Genomic DNA, 18,072 nt, shown 5'->3' with positions numbered 1-18,072 from the left:
TAAGATATTGCAGTAATTACTATTTTAAGGATTAAGTCTGTTCGATGAGTGAAGATACAAAAGATACGCCAAAACCTGCACGCAAACCCCTTGGGTTGAAGCGTTCGGTTGAACCCGGCGAAGTCAAACAGACGTTCAGCCACGGACGCACCAACAAGGTTGTGGTCGAAGTCAAACGCAAAAAGCTGGTTGGCAAGCCTGGCGCCGTGGAAGCGGTGAAGGAAGTCGTTAAGGAAACGCCTGCGCCCGCTCCGGTAGCGGCTCCGGCTCCAAAACCTGCTCCGAAAAAGCAGCCGGCTGCGCCCAAGGCGAATGACGGCCTGACTCGCCAAGAGTTGCAGGCGAAACTGCTGCGTGAGGCAGAAGAAGCGCGTCTGGATGCGATGCAGGAAGCTCGCAAACGCGATACGCGCGAAAAGAAAGAGCAGACCGCAGACGAGAAGAAGCGGACTGAAGACAAGCGCAAGGCCGAAGAAGAGCAGGCGCGCAAGGCACAGGAAGAAATCGCTGCTGCGGAAAAAGCCGTTGCTGAAGCGCCGGCTGAAGCTGCCGCTGAAACCCCTGCGGTGGAAGCAACCACTGCGGCAACACCTGCCGCAACGGGTACTGCGCGGCCACCGGCACGCAAATTTACGCCAGTAGAAGCACCAAAACGGCCGAAGCCGGAAAAAGAAAAGCAGAAAGCTGGACGCGACGACCGCAACGATCGTCGTCAATCGGGCAAGCTCACCGTCAACCGCGCCTTGCGCGGCGAAGATGGTGCTGCGCGGGCACGCTCGCTGGCAGCGTTGAAACGCGCACGCGAAAAAGAAAAACGGTCCATGCGGTCAGGGCGCCCAAGCGAACCGCGGGAAAAGCAGATCCGCGATGTCATCGTGCCGGACGCCATTACCGTACAGGAACTGGCCAAACGTATGGGTGAAAAGGGTGCGCAACTGGTCAAATCCCTGTTCAACATGGGTTCGATGGTCACCGTCAACCAGACGATTGATCAGGATACCGCAGAATTGCTGGTCGAGGAATTCGGTCACAACATCCAGCGTGTTTCCGAGGCCGATGTTGAAATCAACACCCAGGCCGATGTCGATCCGGAAGAAACGCAGAAGCCGCGTGCTCCGGTTGTGACGATCATGGGCCACGTCGATCACGGCAAGACCTCGTTGCTCGATGCGTTGCGCGGAACCGATGTGGTTGCGGGCGAAGCTGGCGGCATTACGCAGCATATCGGTGCTTATCAGGTCACCATGAAAAATGGCGACAAGGTGACTTTCCTTGATACGCCTGGCCATGAAGCGTTTACCGACATGCGGATGCGCGGCGCCAATGTCACGGATATCGTGATTTTGGTGGTGGCTGCCGATGACGGCCTTATGCCGCAGACAATCGAAGCGATCAACCACACCAAGGCCGCTGGCGTGCCGATGATTGTCGCGATCAACAAGATCGACAAGGAAGGCGCTGACCCGACAACGGTCCGCACCCGTCTGCTCGAGCATGAAGTGATCGTCGAAGAAATGTCGGGCGACGTGCTCGACGCCGAAGTCTCCGCGCTCAAGAAAATCGGCCTCGACGAACTGATGGACAAGATTCACGTTCAGGCCGAATTGCTGGAACTGAAAGCGCGTCCTGACCGTCCTGCCGAAGGTACGGTTGTGGAAGCGAAGCTTGATGTCGGTCGCGGTCCTGTTGCGACTGTGCTGATCGAACGCGGTACATTGAAACGCGGCGATGTCTTCGTCGTCGGTTCGCAGACCGGTAAGGTCCGGGCGATGATCGATGACAAGGGCAAGCAGGTCAAGGAAGCTGGACCTTCCATGCCGGTTGAAGTGCTGGGTATCTCCGGTGTTCCATCCGCTGGCGACAAGCTGACCGTGGTCGAGAATGAAGGCCGTGCCCGCGAAGTTGCAGCCTATCGTGCGGAACAGCAGAAGCTGAAACGGACCACACAGGCACCGACCAGCCTCGAGAATATGTTCTCTGCAGCGGCGAATAGCGCAGTGGAATTCCCGGTACTGGTCAAGGCCGATGTTCAGGGTTCTACCGAAGCTATCGTTCAGGCGCTGAACAAGATTTCGAACGACGACATCAAGGTGCGGATCTTGCACAGCGGTGTCGGAGCGATCACGGAATCGGACGTTACTCTGGCCGGAGCCAGCAAGGCACCGATCATCGGGTTCAATGTTCGTCCCAATGCCAAGGCGCGTGAAATCGCCAAGCGCGATGGGGTCCGCTTCAAATATTTCGATATCATCTATGATCTGACCGACGATATCCGTGCCGAAATGGCCGGTGAACTCGGCCCAGAGAAGATCGAGAATGTGGTCGGTCGTGCGGAAGTCAAGGACGTGTTCAAGTCGGGCAAGAAAGACAAGGCAGCCGGCTTGCTGGTTACCGAAGGTTCCTTGCGCAAAGGCCTGTTCGCCCGTCTTACCCGCGACGATGTCATTGTCAGTGCAACGACCATCGCGTCGCTGCGCCGCTTCAAGGACGATGTCGAGGAAGTCCGCGCCGGCATGGAATGTGGTGCCGTTCTGGAAGATACCAACGATATCAAGCCAGGCGATATGCTCGAAGTCTTCCAGGTCACGGAGAAAGAACGGGTTCTTTAATGCAATCGTCATCCCGGATTTGATCCGGGATCCAGCGGGGATGGGCACGTAGTTCGTGCTTGTCCTTCTTGGATGCTGAACCGGGTTCAGGATGACGAATTTGAGGCTTAATAATTGTGGCAAAATATAATGACACGTCTCCCGAAGGCCGATCGGTCCGCTTGCTGCGCGTCGGCGAGCAGGTCCGGCATATCCTGTCGGAACTGCTGACGCGCGGCGAAGTGCATGATGCGGTGCTGACATCGCATAGTGTCAGCGTCACCGAAGTGCGCATGTCTCCGGATTTGCGCCACGCTACGGTGTTCGTGAAGCCGTTGCTTGGTGCGAACGAAGCGGACGTGCTGAAGGCGCTGAAAACCAACACCGCGTTTTTCCAGAAGGAAGTCGCGAAGCGGGTGCAGATGAAATATGCGGCCAAGCTGAAATTTCTGGCGGACGAGAGCTTTGATACCGCCGAGCATATCGAGAGCCTGCTCAGCAATCCCAAGGTTGCGCAGGATTTGTCGAAAGAGGCTGACGAAGACTAGATCCGTTCGTCCTGAGCTTGTCGAAGGAGGGTTTCAGGACGCAAAAGTGCTTCGACAGGCTCAGCACGAACGGTTATTAAGCGGAGCCTATGGCCAAACTCTATTTCTATTATGCCTCGATGAACGCTGGCAAGTCGAGCAATCTGCTGCAGGCGGCGTTCAACTATGGCGAGCGCGGGATGAAGGTGATGCTGTGGACCGCAGCGATCGACAATCGCGCGAGCTTTGGCGCCATTGCTTCCCGGATCGGCCTGCATGCGGATGCGCATCGCTTTGGCGAGGATACGGATCTGTTTGCCGCAGTCAGCACCGAGCAGGATGAAGGCAAGCTGGCCTGCGTGATGATCGACGAAGCCCAGTTTCTGACCGAAGGACAAGTTTGGCAACTGGCGCGATTGGCGGATGAAGCTGGAATCCCGGTGCTCTGCTATGGCCTGCGGACGGATTTTCAGGGCAATCTATTCCCGGGATCGGCTAAGCTTCTGGGCCTTGCCGACAGTCTGGTCGAGCTGAAAGCCGTGTGCGAATGCGGGCGGAAGGCGACAATGAATCTGCGCATTGATGAAGCGGGCAGAGCCATCGCTGCCGGGGCACAAACGGAAATTGGCGGCAATGAAAACTACATTGCGCTGTGCCGAAAGCATTTTCGGGAGCGGCTGAATGGTTGAACTATCCGCAACGCTGGAACAGGGGCCGGTCCGCGTCGAACCGCTGGCCGAGCATCATCTGGAACCGCTGCGCGCGGCTTGCGCTGAAGATCAGGATATATGGGACATCTATCCCGTTTCCATGCTCGACGAGAATTTCGACAAGGCAATAGAGGCCTTTCACGATACTACCAACTGGGTGCGCTTTGCGGTGATCAAAAGCGAAACCGGCAGGGTTGTTGGCATGACTAACTACATCAATCCAGATCCATTCGGCGTGGTCGAAATCGGCGGTACCTATATCGCGCCGTCAGTGAGGGGCAGCGGTTTCAACGACATCATGAAAAAGTTGATGATCGATCACGCCTTTGACAATGGCTTCACCCGGATTGAATTTCGTGTCGATACCCGCAACAAACGCTCGATGGCAGCGGTGCTGAAACTCGGCGCTACACATGAAGGAACGCTGCGCAAGAACCGGATTACCTGGACGGGTTACATCCGGGATACTGCGGTTTTCGGGTTGCTCAAGGAAGAATGGAGTCGGTGAAGATGAGGCTTCTGATCCTTGCCCCGGCGTTGTTGCTGGCAAATACAGCAAGCATTGCATGTGTTGATGTCGGGGATCAATCCGGCGCTGCTTCCATTCCGTTGAATTCTGCCTCAGCTGAAGGATTTGTTCCCGATGGCTGGTATCTGGAGAAATCCGTCGAGGGCGACCTGGATAAAGACGGCCTAGCGGATCTGGCGCTTATCATCCGGCAGAATGACCCGAAACTGTTCATCGAAGGCAATGGTTTGGGCACAGAACGATATGACGGTAACCCGCGCACAATCGTGGTGGCGTTAACGCAAGCGGGTGGCGGATATTTACGGGTCGCTCAGAACGACCAGATCATCCCCGTTACCGGCGGCGCGATGATCGATGATCCGATTGACAACGCCTCCGATGGTTCGCTGACTATCGACAAGGGCGTCATGCGGTTGAATATCAGTTTCTGGGCCAGCGCCGGGACCTGGGACACGTTCAACCGGACATTTTCCTTTCGGCTGAAGGGTGCGCAACTGGGGCTGATCGGCTATGACAATCATCATGTGCACCGTGGGTCCGGAGCATTGAATATTGTCAGCATCAATTATCTGACGCGGCGCAAGAAAACCGAAACCGGAAGTATTGAAGATGATCATGTTCCTGAAGTGTGGAGCAGGATCAGTCGCAAGCCGCTGATCCTTTTCGATGATATCGGCGATGGTTTCGCTTTTGATCCCGATAGAAACTAGTTTTTTCAGACAGGATATAGATTGACGATGGAAAAACCCCATGGCTGGATCATCCTCGATAAGCCGCTCGAACTTGGCTCGACGCAGGCTGTCGGGGCGGTGAAGCGGAATTTGCGCGAGGCCGGCTTGCTCGGTAAGGGCAAGAACAAGCTGAAAGTCGGCCATGGCGGAACGCTGGATCCGCTGGCGACCGGGGTTTTGCCGATCGCGATCGGCGAGGCGACCAAGCTGTGCGGGCGGATGCTGGATGCAACCAAAATTTATGAATTTACGATCGGTTTCGGCAGCGAGACAGAAACGCTCGATGTCGAAGGGGCTGTGACCGAGACGTCCGACCACCGGCCTTCCCTGGCTGACATTGAAGCCGTACTGCCGCAATTTACCGGGCCGATTGAACAGATACCACCGAAATATTCGGCGCTGAAGATTGATGGCAAGCGGGCTTATGATCTGGCGCGGGCAGGGGTTGAGGTCGAGATGAAGCTGCGGGGGGTGACGATATATTCTCTTGCAGTTCGTCATCCCCGCGAAGGCGGGGACCTCGGGCCGCATAGCGAACTGCCCGAGGCAAACGGCCCCGGCCTTCGCCGGGGTGACGGGCCATTAGATGAAATCACCCTCACGGCCACCGTCTCCAAAGGCACTTATATCCGCTCGCTCGCCCGCGACATTGCGCGCGCCTTGCACACCGTCGGCCATGTCACCATGTTAAGGAGGGCCAAGGCCGGTCCCTTCACGCTGAAACAGGCGATTTCGCTGGACAATCTCAACGAAATCGGTAAGGGCGCGGACATTACAGACTATCTTTTGCCGCTTGAGGCAGGGCTGGACGACATCCCGGCTTTTGACCTCACTCCTGATCAGGCAAAACTGCTTCGGCAAGGCATGACGCTGGACGAACAGGAAATGATCGGGAACCCCGCACTCAACGGGCTTTTTCTGGCGACAGAGAACCAAGGTTCTCCGGTTGCGCTGGCCGAGCTTGTTGATGGTACCGTCAAGGTGGTTCGCGGGTTCAATATGTGAATGATGTTCGAAGGAAAAATATATGACGATTACCGCAGAAAAAAAACAGGAACTGATTGCCAAATTCGGCCAGACAAAGGGCGATACCGGTTCCCCGGAAGTTCAGGTTGCAGTGCTCACCGAGCGCATCGTGAACCTTACCGAGCATTTCAAAGGCCATCACAAGGATAACCACTCCCGTCGCGGATTGCTGATGATGGTCAACAAGCGGCGCAGCCTGCTCGACTATCTTCGCAAGAAAGACGTTGAGCGTTATGCCAAGCTGATCAAGGACCTTGGTCTCCGGAAATAAGAGTTTTGAAAGCGGCTCCCAAGCGGGGGCCGCTTTTGCATTGGGTATCGCGGCAATAAGGCAGCGATATCTTTCGACAGGGCACAAATGGCCCCGAACCGCTGTTCAGCCGGATTGCTGGACACAAGAAAGCCCCCGCACTGCATAGGGCAAGCGGGACAAAGGAAAATACGAATGTTTGATATCAAAAAAGTTGAAATGGAGTGGGGCGGACAGACCCTCACCCTCGAAACGGGCCGTATTGCCCGTCAGGCTGATGGCGCAGTACTCGCGACCCTCGGTGAAACGGTTGTGCTGTGCGCAGTTACCGCCGCCAAATCCGTGCGCGAAGGGCAGGACTTCTTCCCGCTCACCGTTCACTATCAGGAAAAATTCTCAGCCGCCGGTCGTATTCCGGGCGGTTTCTTCAAGCGCGAAGGCCGTGCGACGGAAAAAGAAACGCTGACATCGCGTTTGATTGACCGTCCTTGCCGTCCTTTGTTCCCAGAAGGTTTCTACAACGAAATCAACGTGATCTGTCAGGTGATGAGCTATGACGGCATCAACGAGCCCGATATCCTCGCCATGGTTGCAGCTTCTGCTGCGCTGACCATCTCCGGCGTTCCGTTCATGGGCCCGATTGGCGCGGCTCGTGTCGGCTACAAAGAAGGCGAATATCAGCTGAACCCAAGCATGGAAGAAGTTGCTGAAGGCGAACTCGATCTGGTTGTTGCCGGAACGATGGGCGCTGTAATGATGGTTGAATCGGAAGCGCAAGAGCTTTCCGAAGAAGTCATGCTCGGTGCTGTGCAATTCGCCCATGACGCGTCCAAGCAGGTTGCTGGCCTGATCATCGATCTGGCTGAACAGGCTGCGAAAGAGCCCTGGAAGCTTGATGCCGGTGACGACAATAGCGACATCAAGGACGAACTGCGCAAGCTGGTCGGAAAAGATATTGCTGCGGCTTACAAGAAAACCGACAAATCAGAGCGTAGCAACGCGCTGAACGCGGTTCGCGACAAAGCCAAAGAAAAATATGCCGATGCAGACGGCCAGACCCAGATGACCGCCGGCAAGATGGTCAAGAAGCTGGAAGCTGAAATCGTTCGTGGCGCCATCATCAAGGACGGTACCCGCATCGACGGTCGTAAGCTCGATCAGGTTCGCCCGATCGAAGCCATGGTCGGCTTGCTGCCACGGACCCACGGATCGGCGCTCTTCACCCGCGGTGAAACACAGGCAATCGTGACCACGACTTTGGGCACCAAAGACGCCGAGCAGATGATCGACGGTCTTGACGGTCTGAGCTACACCAACTTCATGCTGCACTATAACTTCCCTCCTTATTCGGTTGGAGAAGTTGGACGTTTCGGATTTACCAGCCGCCGCGAAACCGGCCATGGTAAGCTCGCATTCCGCGCGCTCCGTCCGGTATTGCCGACAGTGGAAGAATTCCCGTACACGATCCGCGTTCTCTCGGACATCACCGAGTCCAACGGTTCGTCCTCGATGGCGACCGTTTGTGGCGGTTCGCTTGCGATGATGGATGCTGGTGTGCCTCTGGCGCGTCCGGTTTCCGGTATTGCGATGGGCCTGATCCTCGAAGGCGAAGAATTTGCGGTTCTTTCCGACATTCTCGGCGACGAAGATCATCTCGGCGATATGGACTTCAAGGTTGCGGGTACCGAAAAGGGTATCACGTCCTTGCAGATGGACATCAAGGTAGCCGGCATTACGCAGGAAATCATGAAGTCTGCTCTGGAACAGGCCAGTGGCGGTCGTGCTCATATCCTCGGCGAAATGAGCAAAGCGCTTAGCGGCACCCGTACTGAAATGTCCGAACATGCTCCGCGCATCGAAACCTTGCAGATCAACAAAGAGAAGATCCGCGACGTAATCGGTACCGGCGGTAAAGTGATCCGCGAAATCGTTGCTGAAACCGGCGCGAAGGTCGACATCGACGACGAAGGCCTGATCAAGGTTTCTTCTTCCGACAAATCCCAGATTGATGCGGCAATTGCATGGATCAAGGGCATTGTTGAAGAAGCCGAAGTCGGTAAAGTCTATGACGGCAAGGTTGTGAACCTGGTCGACTTTGGCGCATTCGTGAACTTCATGGGTGGCAAGGACGGTCTCGTCCACGTTTCCGAAATCAAGAATGAGCGCGTCGAGAAAGTCTCTGACGAACTTAGCGAAGGCCAGGAAGTCAAGGTCAAGGTCCTAGAAATCGATCAGCGCGGCAAGGTTCGCCTGTCGATGCGGGTTGTTAATCAGGAAACTGGTGAAGAACTCGAAGACACGCGCCCTGCTCGCGAACCACGCGGTGACAAGCCTCGTGGTGGCCCACGCCGTGATGGCGGTGGTCGCGGACGCGATGGTGGTGGACGTGGCCGTGATGGCGGCGGACGTGGCCGGAACAATGACGGTCCGAAAGAGGGCGGCGGCGATATTCCATTGCCTGCCTCGATCACCGAAGACTAGATTTTCACAAAATCAAACAGCAAGGGGCCCGGAGCGATTCGGGCCCTTTTCTTTGTCCGGAATATTTTCGCCAAATTCGCCAGATTAATGTCCAGTAAAGCTGCGACCGAACAGGGAGTGTCACTCTGCTCCAGCGGCTTTTTTTGCTTTGTTCTTGGCTGGATGAAAACAAGCGGTTAAGAGGTCTGCCATATGACAAAACACATTCTCAAATGGGCCGTTATAGGTCTCTCCGCCACGGCGCTTTCCGGTTGTGCAATGCTTGGTGGCGGCGGTAGCGGTCGCGGTGCCGACACCCGTTATGTCGCTCGCGATGTCGACACGCTGTACAATGCTGCAAAAGACCGGCTTGACCGCGGGCAGTACAAGATTGCCGCTGCGCTGTTCGACGAAGTCGAGCGCCAGCATCCCTATTCCCCCTGGGCCCGCCGCGCGCAGCAGATGAGCGCGTTCAGCTATTATCTCTCGGGCGATTACAACAAGGCGACGGAATCGGCTCGCCGTTTCCTGTCAATCCATCCGGGTAACAAGGACGCGGCTTACGCTTATTATCTGATTGCGCTCTGCTATTACGAGCAGATCGGCGATGTGACCCGCGACCAGAAGATCACCGAACAGGCGCTGGCGACTCTCGGCGAGGTTGCCCGTCGCTATCCCAATTCCCGCTATGCCGCAGATGCCCAGCTGAAAATCGATCTGGTCAATGACCATCTGGCTGGCAAGGAAATGGAAATCGGTCGCTTTTACCAGCGTCGCGGCAAGTGGCTGGCCGCCACGATTCGTTTCCGGACGGTGATCGAGAAATATGAAACCACCACCCATGCTCCGGAAGCGCTGATGCGGCTCACCGAATCCTATCTGGCGCTGGGTGTCCCGGTGGAGGCCAAGAAAACGGCCGCTGTGCTGGGCGCGAACTATCCTGGCACCAAATGGTATGAGCGCGCTTATGACCTGATCAACAAACATGATGCGACATAAGATCATATGTCGCTGCAATGCGTTGCAGCCAAGGTAAACGTGTTTTAAGAGGGACCTGTGCTGCAGTCCCTTTCCATCCGTGATATTGTACTGATCGAAGCGCTCGACCTGGAATTCGGGTCGGGTCTTACGGTGCTGACCGGCGAGACCGGTGCCGGTAAATCGATCCTGCTCGACAGTCTCGGGCTGGCGCTCGGCAACAGAGCGGATAGCGGTCTGGTCCGCCAGGGTACCGGAAAAGCGCAAGTCACAGCCAGTTTTGAAGCGCCCGCTGAAGGCAGCAAGCTGGCTGCTACTCTGGCTGAAAATGATATTGAAATCGAACCCGGCGAGCCGCTGATCATCAAGCGATCGGTCAAGGCTGATGGCGGCAGCCGCGCCTTCATCAATGACCAGCCCTGTTCGGCGACCTTGCTCCGCACTGTGGGCGGGCAACTGATTGAAATTCATGGTCAGCATGATGATCGCGGTTTGATCAATCCCAAGGGGCATCGGGCGTTGCTGGATGCTTTTGCCGGTGTTGAAGGCAATTCCGTGGGCGTGGCTTATGAAGCCTGGCAGACCGCGAAAACGGCGCTGGAACAAGCAAAGCAGGACCAGGAAGCTGCGGAAAACGACCGGGAATATCTCGAACATAGCGTAGCAGAACTTTCCAAATTCGCACCGCAACCGGGCGAAGAACAGGAACTGGCGCTGGACCGGGCAACGATGATGAAGGGCGAGAAACTGACCGGCGATCTCGAAGCGATTCGTGCGGCCTTTGACGGCTCCAACGGCGGGCTGGCCTCGCTCCGGTCTGCGGCACGACGACTTGATATGATTGCCGACGATCATCCCTTGCTCAAGGAGGCGCTGGAGTCGCTGGACCGGTCGATTATCGATGCCAGCGAAGCCGAGGAAAAGCTAAATGATGCGGCGGCTGCACTGAGTTTCGACCCGCAGCGACTCGATGATATGGAGACCCGCCTGTTCGATCTGAGGGGCCTGGCGCGCAAGCATCGGGTGGAACCCGACAGGTTGTCGGATCTGCTGGATGACCTGCAGAACATGCTGGCGGCGATCAGCGACGGCGGTCGGTCACTGGAAGAATTGGAAGCATCTTTAGTCCGGGCGAAGCAATCCTATATTGCGGCGGCGGAAAGCCTGCGGTCCAAGCGGAGCAAGGCGGCGAAGGCGCTCGACAAAGCGGTGGCCGGAGAATTGGCACCGCTCAAACTGGACGCGGCGAGATTTGAGACTTTGCTTGAACTATTACCTGAAGAGCATTGGAATAAAAGCGGAATGGACCGGATCGAGTTTCTGATCTCGACAAACCCCGGCGCGCCACTGGCCCCTCTAGGCAAAATTGCGTCAGGTGGTGAACTTTCCCGGTTCATTCTCGCCTTAAAGGTCGCATTGGCCGAAGAATATGGCCTGAAAACCATCATTTTTGACGAAGTCGACCGCGGCGTCGGTGGCGCGGTGGCCTCGGCGATCGGCGACCGGCTGTCGCGACTGTCAAAGGGTGCGCAACTGCTGGTCGTGACCCATAGCCCGCAGGTTGCTTCCAAGGGTGACGCGCATATGCTGATCAACAAGTCGCTCAGCGGCACCGTATCGCGCACCGATGTCAGCGCGCTGGACGATGAAGGACGGCGGCAGGAGATTGCGCGGATGCTGTCGGGTGCCGATGTGACCGACGAGGCGAGAGCGCAGGCGGATCGGTTGCTGGAGGGGGTTTGATGAATTGGGAGACGATACTCGCTAGTTCTTTGGTTGCCGCTCTGGTGGCGTCAATAGTTAGTTTGATAGGCCATTTTATTTCAAGGAAAAATGCCACTTTGGCCGCTTCCATTTCCGCAGAAAACGCTTCGTTGGCTGCCAGTATCTCAAGAGAAAATGCATCGTTAGCTGCTGAGATTTCCAAGCAAAATGAAAAATTGAGAGCAAATCTTCAATCTAATGTAAAACTCGCAGAATTTCGACAGAATTGGATAAATGATCTCCGTACGGACATGGCCAAAATCAATTCTATAGGTGTAACACCTTCAGCAGATCACTCAAAGAACTTGGATTTTTATGACTTGATGGCCCGGATTCAACTGAGGATGAATCCAGAAGATGAAAATTATGAAGATTTGAATGACTGCCTCTATGATCTTTTGAATAAAAGTGTTGAAGAGAAATATGGCGCGTCTCCTAAGTTCATCCACGTTTCACAAAAAATATTGAAGCGTGAATGGGATACTCTCAAAGCCGAAATAGAATCTGTGTCATCATCTGCAAATGACTAGTAATATTCCTTCCGAAGCAGATGCTGCGAACGAACTGATGCGTCTCGCGCGGACGATCGCCAAGCATAACAAGCTCTACCACGCCGAAGACACGCCGGAAATTTCCGATGCGGATTATGATGCGCTGGTGCGGCGGAATAACGAGTTGGAGGAGGCCTTTCCGCATCTGGTGCGGGAAAATAGTCCGAACAGGCTGGTCGGGGCGGCGGTGGCGGCTTCGCCTCTGTCCAAGGTAAAACACGAACAACGGATGATGAGCCTCGACAACGGCTTTTCCGACGAGGATATCGCCGAATGGCTGGCGCGGGTGCGGCGGTTCTTGAATCTGGACGAGGGCGCGCCGGTGGCGGTGACGGCGGAGGACAAGATTGACGGGTTGTCCTGTTCGCTGCGCTATGAAAAGGGCGAGCTGGTTCTGGCGGCGACGCGTGGGGACGGGCAGGTTGGTGAGGATGTTACCGCCAATGTGCGGATGATTTCGGATATTCCGGCGACCTTGTTTCCCCGCGAAGGCGGGGATCCATCTCCCGATGGTGCTGCCGAGGCGCGAGCGGGAGATGGGCTCCTGCCTTCGCAGGAGCACACAGTTCCCGACCTTTTCGAGATCCGTGGTGAAGTTTACATGGCCAAGTCCGATTTTGCCGGGCTCAACGAGCGGCTGATGGACGAGGGCAGGGCCGATGCGGAGGCCAAGGGCATTGACTTTGATCCGGAGAAAATCCGCCAGTTCGCCAATCCGCGCAATGCCGCTGCCGGTTCCTTGCGCCAGAAGGACGCGAATATCACCGCCAAGCGGCCGCTGAAATTCTGGGCGCATGGCTGGGGCGTGCATAGCGAAGTACCGGGCGAGACGGCGTTTGACGTCATGAAGGCGATCGAAAGCTGGGGGGTGCCGGTATCGCCACTAATGAAACGGTTTGAAACACTCGACGACATGCTCGCCCATTATCGCCATATCGAGGCGGAGCGGGCGGACTTGCCTTATGATATCGATGGCGTGGTTTACAAGGTCGACCGGCTTGACTGGCAGCAGCGGCTCGGCTTTGTCGCCAAGGCGCCGCGCTGGGCATTGGCGCATAAATTTCCGGCGGAACAGGCGCAGACGACGTTGGAGAGCATTGATATCCAGGTCGGACGCACGGGCAAGCTGACCCCGGTTGGCCGACTGAAGCCGGTGACGGTCGGCGGCGTGGTGGTTTCCAATGTGACGCTGCACAACCGCGATGAAGTCGAGCGGCTTGGCGTGCGCCCGGGTGACCGGGTGGTGATCCAGCGGGCAGGGGACGTGATCCCGCAGGTGGTCGAGAACCTCACCCGCGACGAGAAACGCGAGCATTATCATTTTCCGGATCACTGCCCCGAATGCGGCAGCGAAGCCGTCGCCGAGGAAGGCGAGGTTGATGTGCGCTGCACCGGCGGGCTGATCTGTCCTGCGCAACGCTTCCAGCGACTGGCGCATTTTGTCTCGCGGGTTGCGCTCGATATTGACGGGCTGGGCGAGAAGAGCATTGCCGAGTTTATCGAAGCAGGCTGGCTTGAAAGCCCCGCCGATATTTTCCGCCTGCACGAGCATCGGGACGAGATACTGGCGCGCGAGGGCTGGCAGGACAAGTCTGTGGATAATCTGTTGGCGGCTGTGGAAAAGAAACGGCATCCGGATGCGGCAAGATTGCTGTTCGGGCTGGGGATAAGGCATATTGGAACTGTGACGGCAAAGGATCTCCTGAAGAATTTCAGGACGCTGCCGCGTTTGCGCGAAATTGCGGAGATTGCGCAAGGGTCGGAAAAATACCGTTTGTCGCGAGCGCAGTCGAGAGACGGGGAGGCTGGGGCAGGTGTCTCGACTTCGCTCGACAAGAACGGACCGCGGCACAAGACTGATGAAGCCGGTGATGCTGCCTGGGCGGAAATCATCTCGATCGATGGCGTGGGTCCGACCGTGGCGGAGGCGTTGGCCGATTTCTTCCACGAACCGCATAACCGCGCCGTCTGGGAAGATCTGCTCGGCGAAGTCTCACCGCCGGATTATATCGTCGAAACCCGTGATAGCGCGGTGGCCGGGAAAACGGTCGTCTTCACCGGCAAGCTGGAAACCATGAGCCGCGACGAAGCCAAGGCGCAGGCCGAGGCTCTCGGCGCCAAGGCCTCCGGTTCGGTCAGTGCGAAAACCGATCTGGTGGTCGCCGGACCGGGTGCGGGATCGAAAGCGAAGAAGGCGGCTGAGCTGGGGATTGAGGTGATAGACGAAGCGGCTTGGGCGGAGATTGTGGCCGCGGCGGGTTAGGCGGTTGCGAGAACTGTCCTCAGCGATTGTTGAAAGGGATTGGCGTTGAAATTTCTAGCGATAGCCATGGCGCTTTCTATAGTAGGTCTTTCACCTTTGCACGCACGGGATAGCATCCCGTCCGAACCACTGACGATAGGAACCTCCTATCTGGTCTCGACCCATGGGGTCGAACGACGTGTGAATGTTGTGCTGCCAGCCGATTATGACAATAGCGACAAGGCTTATCCCATATTGATCATGCTTGATGGCGGATTGCAGCAGGATTTTTACCTGAGCCTGGGCATGGAACGCTGGAACCAGCTTTGGCAACGCAGCGCGCCGGTCATCTTCGTCGGTGTCGAAACCGTCGATCGTCAGCGCGAGTTGCTGCCGCCAACCGGTTCAAAGGCCGAAATGGTACGCTATCCTACAGCAGGAGAAAGCGCTGCTTTTCGCAAATGGTTATCGACCTCGATTCTGCCCTTGGTAAGGGATCAATATAGGGACGACGGCCGCGCATTTCTGGCGGGGGAGAGCGCTGCCGGTCATTTTGTCGCCGAAACCTGGGCGGTCGCGCCAGCCTTGTTCGATGGCTATGCGGCCCTGTCGCCCAGCCTGCAATGGGATAACCAGAGCCTGTCGCATAGTCTGGCTGGCATCGAGAAGCAGGATCGGCCGCCATTGTTCATCTCGCTTGCCGATGAAGGCGGGGAAACCGAGGAGGGGGTGCTTCGCTTTGTCTCGGAGGCAGGCTCCAACCTGTGCTTTGCCGACCGGCGCACCGAATTAGCCCATGCCAATACGCTGCACGGTTTGTTACCGGAAGCATTGCAATATCTTTTGCCGACAGAAGCCGACTGGCTGGAGGAATATGGTCTGACATTGCGTTGCAGTGATAAAATGGGCGACTGAACAAGGCTGTGGCGTGGTTCGATTGCTTCGCAGGCTTGTAAAAGAGCTACCGTTCACTCCGCGCTTTCCGGAAACCAGCGCATCACGCCGCCCTGGAACGGGGTCCAGCGCCCGGTTCGGATACCGGCCTGTTGCAGGACGTCGCTGGTCCAGTTGTTGCAGGTGTAGAAGGCGCTGTAATGGCCGTTCGCCGCGTAGAACAGATCGTCCTTGCCATAGCCAGCAGACGGTTGGGAGCGATAATGGTCGTCGAGGACGAACCGCGCTTCGATCGCGGTGGCGATTTTCCGATATTCCGCTTCGCTGACGATCAGGCGGCGGCGGTAAAAGGGATAAGCCTGTGGATATTTCAGGTGATAGACGTGGATAAGCACATCGTCGCTGCCGAAGACGGCGCTGATCGCGTCGCGTGCGTGCAGGTCGCTCCATTCGCGGGTATTGCGATAAACCCCCGCATGGCCCCAGCCAACCAGGATATGGCTGCCGTAAAACGAGGGGGCTTGTAAATGTTCGGGGCGGACGAGCGGCGTCCAGTCATGGACATCGCTCCAGATCGGCATGATGATCCCGGTGTGCAGGCCGTTGGTCTCGATGAACAATTCGATGCCGTCATCGGGGCTTTGCCAGTCCTGATTGGCGGGCAGCAGGCTGCCGGCCAGCGCCGCGAGCAGATAGGCGGCAATGATCGCACCCGATGCAACCACACTGCGTTTCAACCATTTAATCGCGGTAGTTGCCATGGAAACCTTTTCTGCTGTAGGATGCCGCATGCTCGACACTCCCGAAACCGAAACCCCCGAAACCCATGTCTATGACAAGCCGCCAGCGCACGCAAATGCGGACTGGACGATCGATCAGAACTGGCAGGCCTATTCGGCGGAAGACCACGAGACCTGGGATATATTGTTCGCTCGCCAGCAGAAAATGCTGCCGGGCCGGGCGGCGCAGGCGTTTCTCGACGGCATCGACATATTGAAGCTGTCGCAACCGGGCATTCCCGATTTTGAGGAGCTCAACCGGATCTTGATGGACGCCACAGGCTGGCAGGTTGTCGCCGTGCCCGGTCTGGTGCCGGACGAGGTGTTTTTCGACCATCTCGCCAACCGGCGCTTTGTCTCGGGCAATTTCATCCGGCGGCGCGACCAGCTCGACTATTTGCAGGAACCGGATATTTTCCACGATGTCTTCGGCCATGTGCCGATGCTCGCGGACCAGCGCTTCGGCGACTATATGGCGGCTTATGGCCGCGGCGGGTTGCGGGCGTTGAAATTCGGGACATTGAAACAGCTGGCGCGGCTTTACTGGTATACCGTGGAATTCGGCCTGATCCAGGAAGCCGAGGGCTTGCGCATCTATGGCGCCGGCATTGTCTCCAGCTATGGCGAGAGCGTCTTTGCGCTGGATGATGCCAGTCCCAACCGGATCATGTTCGATCTCGAGCGGGTGTTGCGCACCGAGTACCGGATCGACGATTATCAGCAGAATTATTTCGTCATCCCGAGCCTCGACGAGCTGCTGCGGGTGACGGTAGAGACGGATTTCAAGCCGCTTTATGACAAGATTGCCGGGCTGCCGGATATCAAGATTGCCGAAATTTTCGAGGGTGACGTGGTGCTGACCGAAGGCACGCAGGCCTATGCGCGGTCGCAGGCCGGGGAAGCCACTGTCGTGTGATTATGCGTGTACCTGCGCAGGCAGCTATCCATCTCCCGAAATTGCGTTTTGACGGACTAGTCCTGGATGGGCCGCTCGGCGTTAGAAAGCTTCGCCGAAGCTTTCGTCGCCTGCGTCCTTCGCAGGGCTACGGCTAACATTCCCCGAAATAATCCGAGGCCAGCGGCGACTTCTTGCGGTGGGGTTTGCGGACCCAGCCGTATTTTTTCGATTTGACCAGTGTCAGGCTCGGCCATTCATTGGCGAGTTGCGTGTGCTTGAGGCGAAAGCCCTCGCGGACATAAGCGCGCACAACTTCGGCTTTCTGGCGGCTCAGCAGGCCGGCGAGTAGCAGCACGGTCCCGGCGCCGGACGCGGCAGCGATTTGCGGGGCTAGCGCAACCAGCGGGCCAGCGAGGATATTGGCGATGATCAGGTCGAACGGCGCGCGCTGTTTGAGCGCGGGATGATCGAGGCCATTGCTCTGGACCAGCCGGATCTGGCTGCGGCGATTGCCCAGCGGAATCGCGTTGAGCGCGCTATTTTCATGGGTAACCGTCACCGCGACCGGATCGATATCGCTGGCGATGATTTTCGCATCTTTCCACAGATGGTGCGCGGCAAAGGCGAGCAGGCCGGTGCCGGTACCGACATCGGCGATATTGCGAAACCGGTGGCCGGTTTTCTTGAGCCGATCGAGGCTTTGCAGGCAGCCCATGGTGGTTTCATGATGGCCGGTGCCAAAAGCCTGTCCGGCATTGATGCAGATATTGGTCAGCTTGGGATTGTCGGATGGCTGGTCGCTCGACGTATGAACGTGAAAGCGTCCGGCGCGCAGCGGCTCGAGGCCCTGCTGGCTGAGCGTGACCCAGTCCTCGTCGGCGAGTAACTCAACAAGCGGCTGAAATTTTCCGGCTTTGGCTGATGGCGACAGTTGCAGGAGATTTTCGATCAGCGCGGTGTCCGGCTCGGCCTGGCAATAGACGTCGATCATCCATTCGTCGGGACGACTGACATCGGTCTCGCTGGCGACAATGGTGGGCGTTGAATCGCTGGAGGAAATGAACAGGTTGTCCGCCGCCAGCGCGCGTGCTTCGGCGCGGGTGCAGGGGATCGAAACCTTCCAGGTTTCGCTCATCGGAGCGACC

Annotated in this window: 16 protein-coding genes; 14 read left to right on the top strand and 2 right to left on the bottom strand. The window is 57.1% G+C overall.

Going from position 1 to position 18,072, the window contains the following annotated elements; all coding sequences use genetic code 11:
- Positions 1-44: 44 nt before the first annotated feature.
- The 13 genes from infB to ACWFTY_RS11385 all read left to right on the top strand — a co-directional run bounded on the left by infB (position 45) and on the right by ACWFTY_RS11385 (position 15,271).
- The gene (infB, locus tag ACWFTY_RS11445; protein ID WP_447524352.1) at positions 45-2,609 is read left to right on the top strand and encodes a translation initiation factor IF-2; all 2,565 of its coding nucleotides are present in this window, start codon (positions 45-47) and stop codon (positions 2,607-2,609) included.
- 116 nt (positions 2,610-2,725) lie between these two features.
- A complete protein-coding gene (rbfA, locus tag ACWFTY_RS11440; protein WP_447524351.1) occupies positions 2,726-3,136 on the top strand; it encodes a 30S ribosome-binding factor RbfA in 411 nt (136 codons plus the stop codon).
- An 89-nt stretch (positions 3,137-3,225) separates the two neighbouring features.
- Entirely contained in the window at positions 3,226-3,804 is a 579-nt protein-coding gene (locus tag ACWFTY_RS11435; protein WP_447524350.1) for a thymidine kinase, read from the top strand.
- Positions 3,797-4,333 carry a GNAT family N-acetyltransferase gene (locus tag ACWFTY_RS11430; RefSeq protein ID WP_447524349.1) on the top strand — a complete coding sequence of 179 codons (537 nt, stop codon included), beginning with the start codon at positions 3,797-3,799 and terminating at the stop codon, positions 4,331-4,333. The genes ACWFTY_RS11435 and ACWFTY_RS11430 overlap by 8 nt, the downstream gene beginning before the upstream one ends.
- A 2-nt stretch (positions 4,334-4,335) precedes the next feature.
- Positions 4,336-5,064, top strand: coding sequence for a hypothetical protein (locus ACWFTY_RS11425; RefSeq protein ID WP_447524348.1), 729 nt, complete (start codon positions 4,336-4,338; stop codon positions 5,062-5,064).
- Between the two features lie 27 nt (positions 5,065-5,091).
- The gene (gene truB / locus ACWFTY_RS11420; protein WP_447524347.1) at positions 5,092-6,090 is read left to right on the top strand and encodes a tRNA pseudouridine(55) synthase TruB; all 999 of its coding nucleotides are present in this window, start codon (positions 5,092-5,094) and stop codon (positions 6,088-6,090) included.
- Positions 6,091-6,112: 22 nt separating this feature from the next.
- Complete coding sequence (gene rpsO / locus ACWFTY_RS11415) at positions 6,113-6,382, top strand: 30S ribosomal protein S15 (RefSeq protein WP_447524346.1); 270 nt, start codon at positions 6,113-6,115, stop codon at positions 6,380-6,382.
- Between the two features lie 174 nt (positions 6,383-6,556).
- Positions 6,557-8,842: a polyribonucleotide nucleotidyltransferase gene (pnp, locus tag ACWFTY_RS11410; protein ID WP_447524345.1), complete on the top strand. Its 2,286-nt coding sequence runs from the start codon at positions 6,557-6,559 to the stop codon at positions 8,840-8,842.
- A 192-nt stretch (positions 8,843-9,034) separates the two neighbouring features.
- Positions 9,035-9,820 carry an outer membrane protein assembly factor BamD gene (locus ACWFTY_RS11405; protein ID WP_447524344.1) on the top strand — a complete coding sequence of 262 codons (786 nt, stop codon included), beginning with the start codon at positions 9,035-9,037 and terminating at the stop codon, positions 9,818-9,820.
- Positions 9,821-9,877: 57 nt separating this feature from the next.
- A complete protein-coding gene (recN, locus tag ACWFTY_RS11400) occupies positions 9,878-11,542 on the top strand; it encodes a DNA repair protein RecN (protein WP_447524343.1) in 1,665 nt (554 codons plus the stop codon).
- Positions 11,542-12,093 (top strand): hypothetical protein, encoded by a 552-nt coding sequence (locus ACWFTY_RS11395; RefSeq protein WP_447524342.1) that lies wholly within the window; start codon positions 11,542-11,544, stop codon positions 12,091-12,093. The genes recN and ACWFTY_RS11395 overlap by 1 nt, the downstream gene beginning before the upstream one ends.
- Complete coding sequence (gene ligA, locus ACWFTY_RS11390) at positions 12,086-14,377, top strand: NAD-dependent DNA ligase LigA (RefSeq protein WP_447524341.1); 2,292 nt, start codon at positions 12,086-12,088, stop codon at positions 14,375-14,377. The genes ACWFTY_RS11395 and ligA overlap by 8 nt, the downstream gene beginning before the upstream one ends.
- A gap of 66 nt (positions 14,378-14,443) precedes the next feature.
- Entirely contained in the window at positions 14,444-15,271 is an 828-nt protein-coding gene (locus ACWFTY_RS11385) for an alpha/beta hydrolase (protein WP_447524340.1), read from the top strand.
- Positions 15,272-15,324: 53 nt separating this feature from the next.
- Here the strand turns inward: ACWFTY_RS11385 and ACWFTY_RS11380 are convergent, their stop codons facing one another.
- On the bottom strand, positions 15,325-16,041 hold the full coding sequence (locus ACWFTY_RS11380) for a TIGR02117 family protein (RefSeq protein WP_447524339.1): 717 nt from the start codon (positions 16,039-16,041) through the stop codon (positions 15,325-15,327).
- On the opposite strand from ACWFTY_RS11380, the gene phhA reads away from it, so the two are divergent.
- Positions 16,040-16,945 carry a phenylalanine 4-monooxygenase gene (gene phhA / locus ACWFTY_RS11375; RefSeq protein ID WP_447524338.1) on the top strand — a complete coding sequence of 302 codons (906 nt, stop codon included), beginning with the start codon at positions 16,040-16,042 and terminating at the stop codon, positions 16,943-16,945. The genes ACWFTY_RS11380 and phhA overlap by 2 nt on opposite strands.
- A 133-nt stretch (positions 16,946-17,078) precedes the next feature.
- Here the strand turns inward: phhA and ACWFTY_RS11370 are convergent, their stop codons facing one another.
- The gene (locus tag ACWFTY_RS11370) at positions 17,079-18,062 is read right to left on the bottom strand and encodes a 50S ribosomal protein L11 methyltransferase (RefSeq protein ID WP_447524337.1); all 984 of its coding nucleotides are present in this window, start codon (positions 18,060-18,062) and stop codon (positions 17,079-17,081) included.
- Between the last annotated feature and the right edge of the window lie 10 nt (positions 18,063-18,072).

It is taken from the genome of Parasphingorhabdus sp. NYA22, from assembly GCF_976973735.1.
This window is presented reverse-complemented; position numbering and strand designations above follow the sequence as displayed.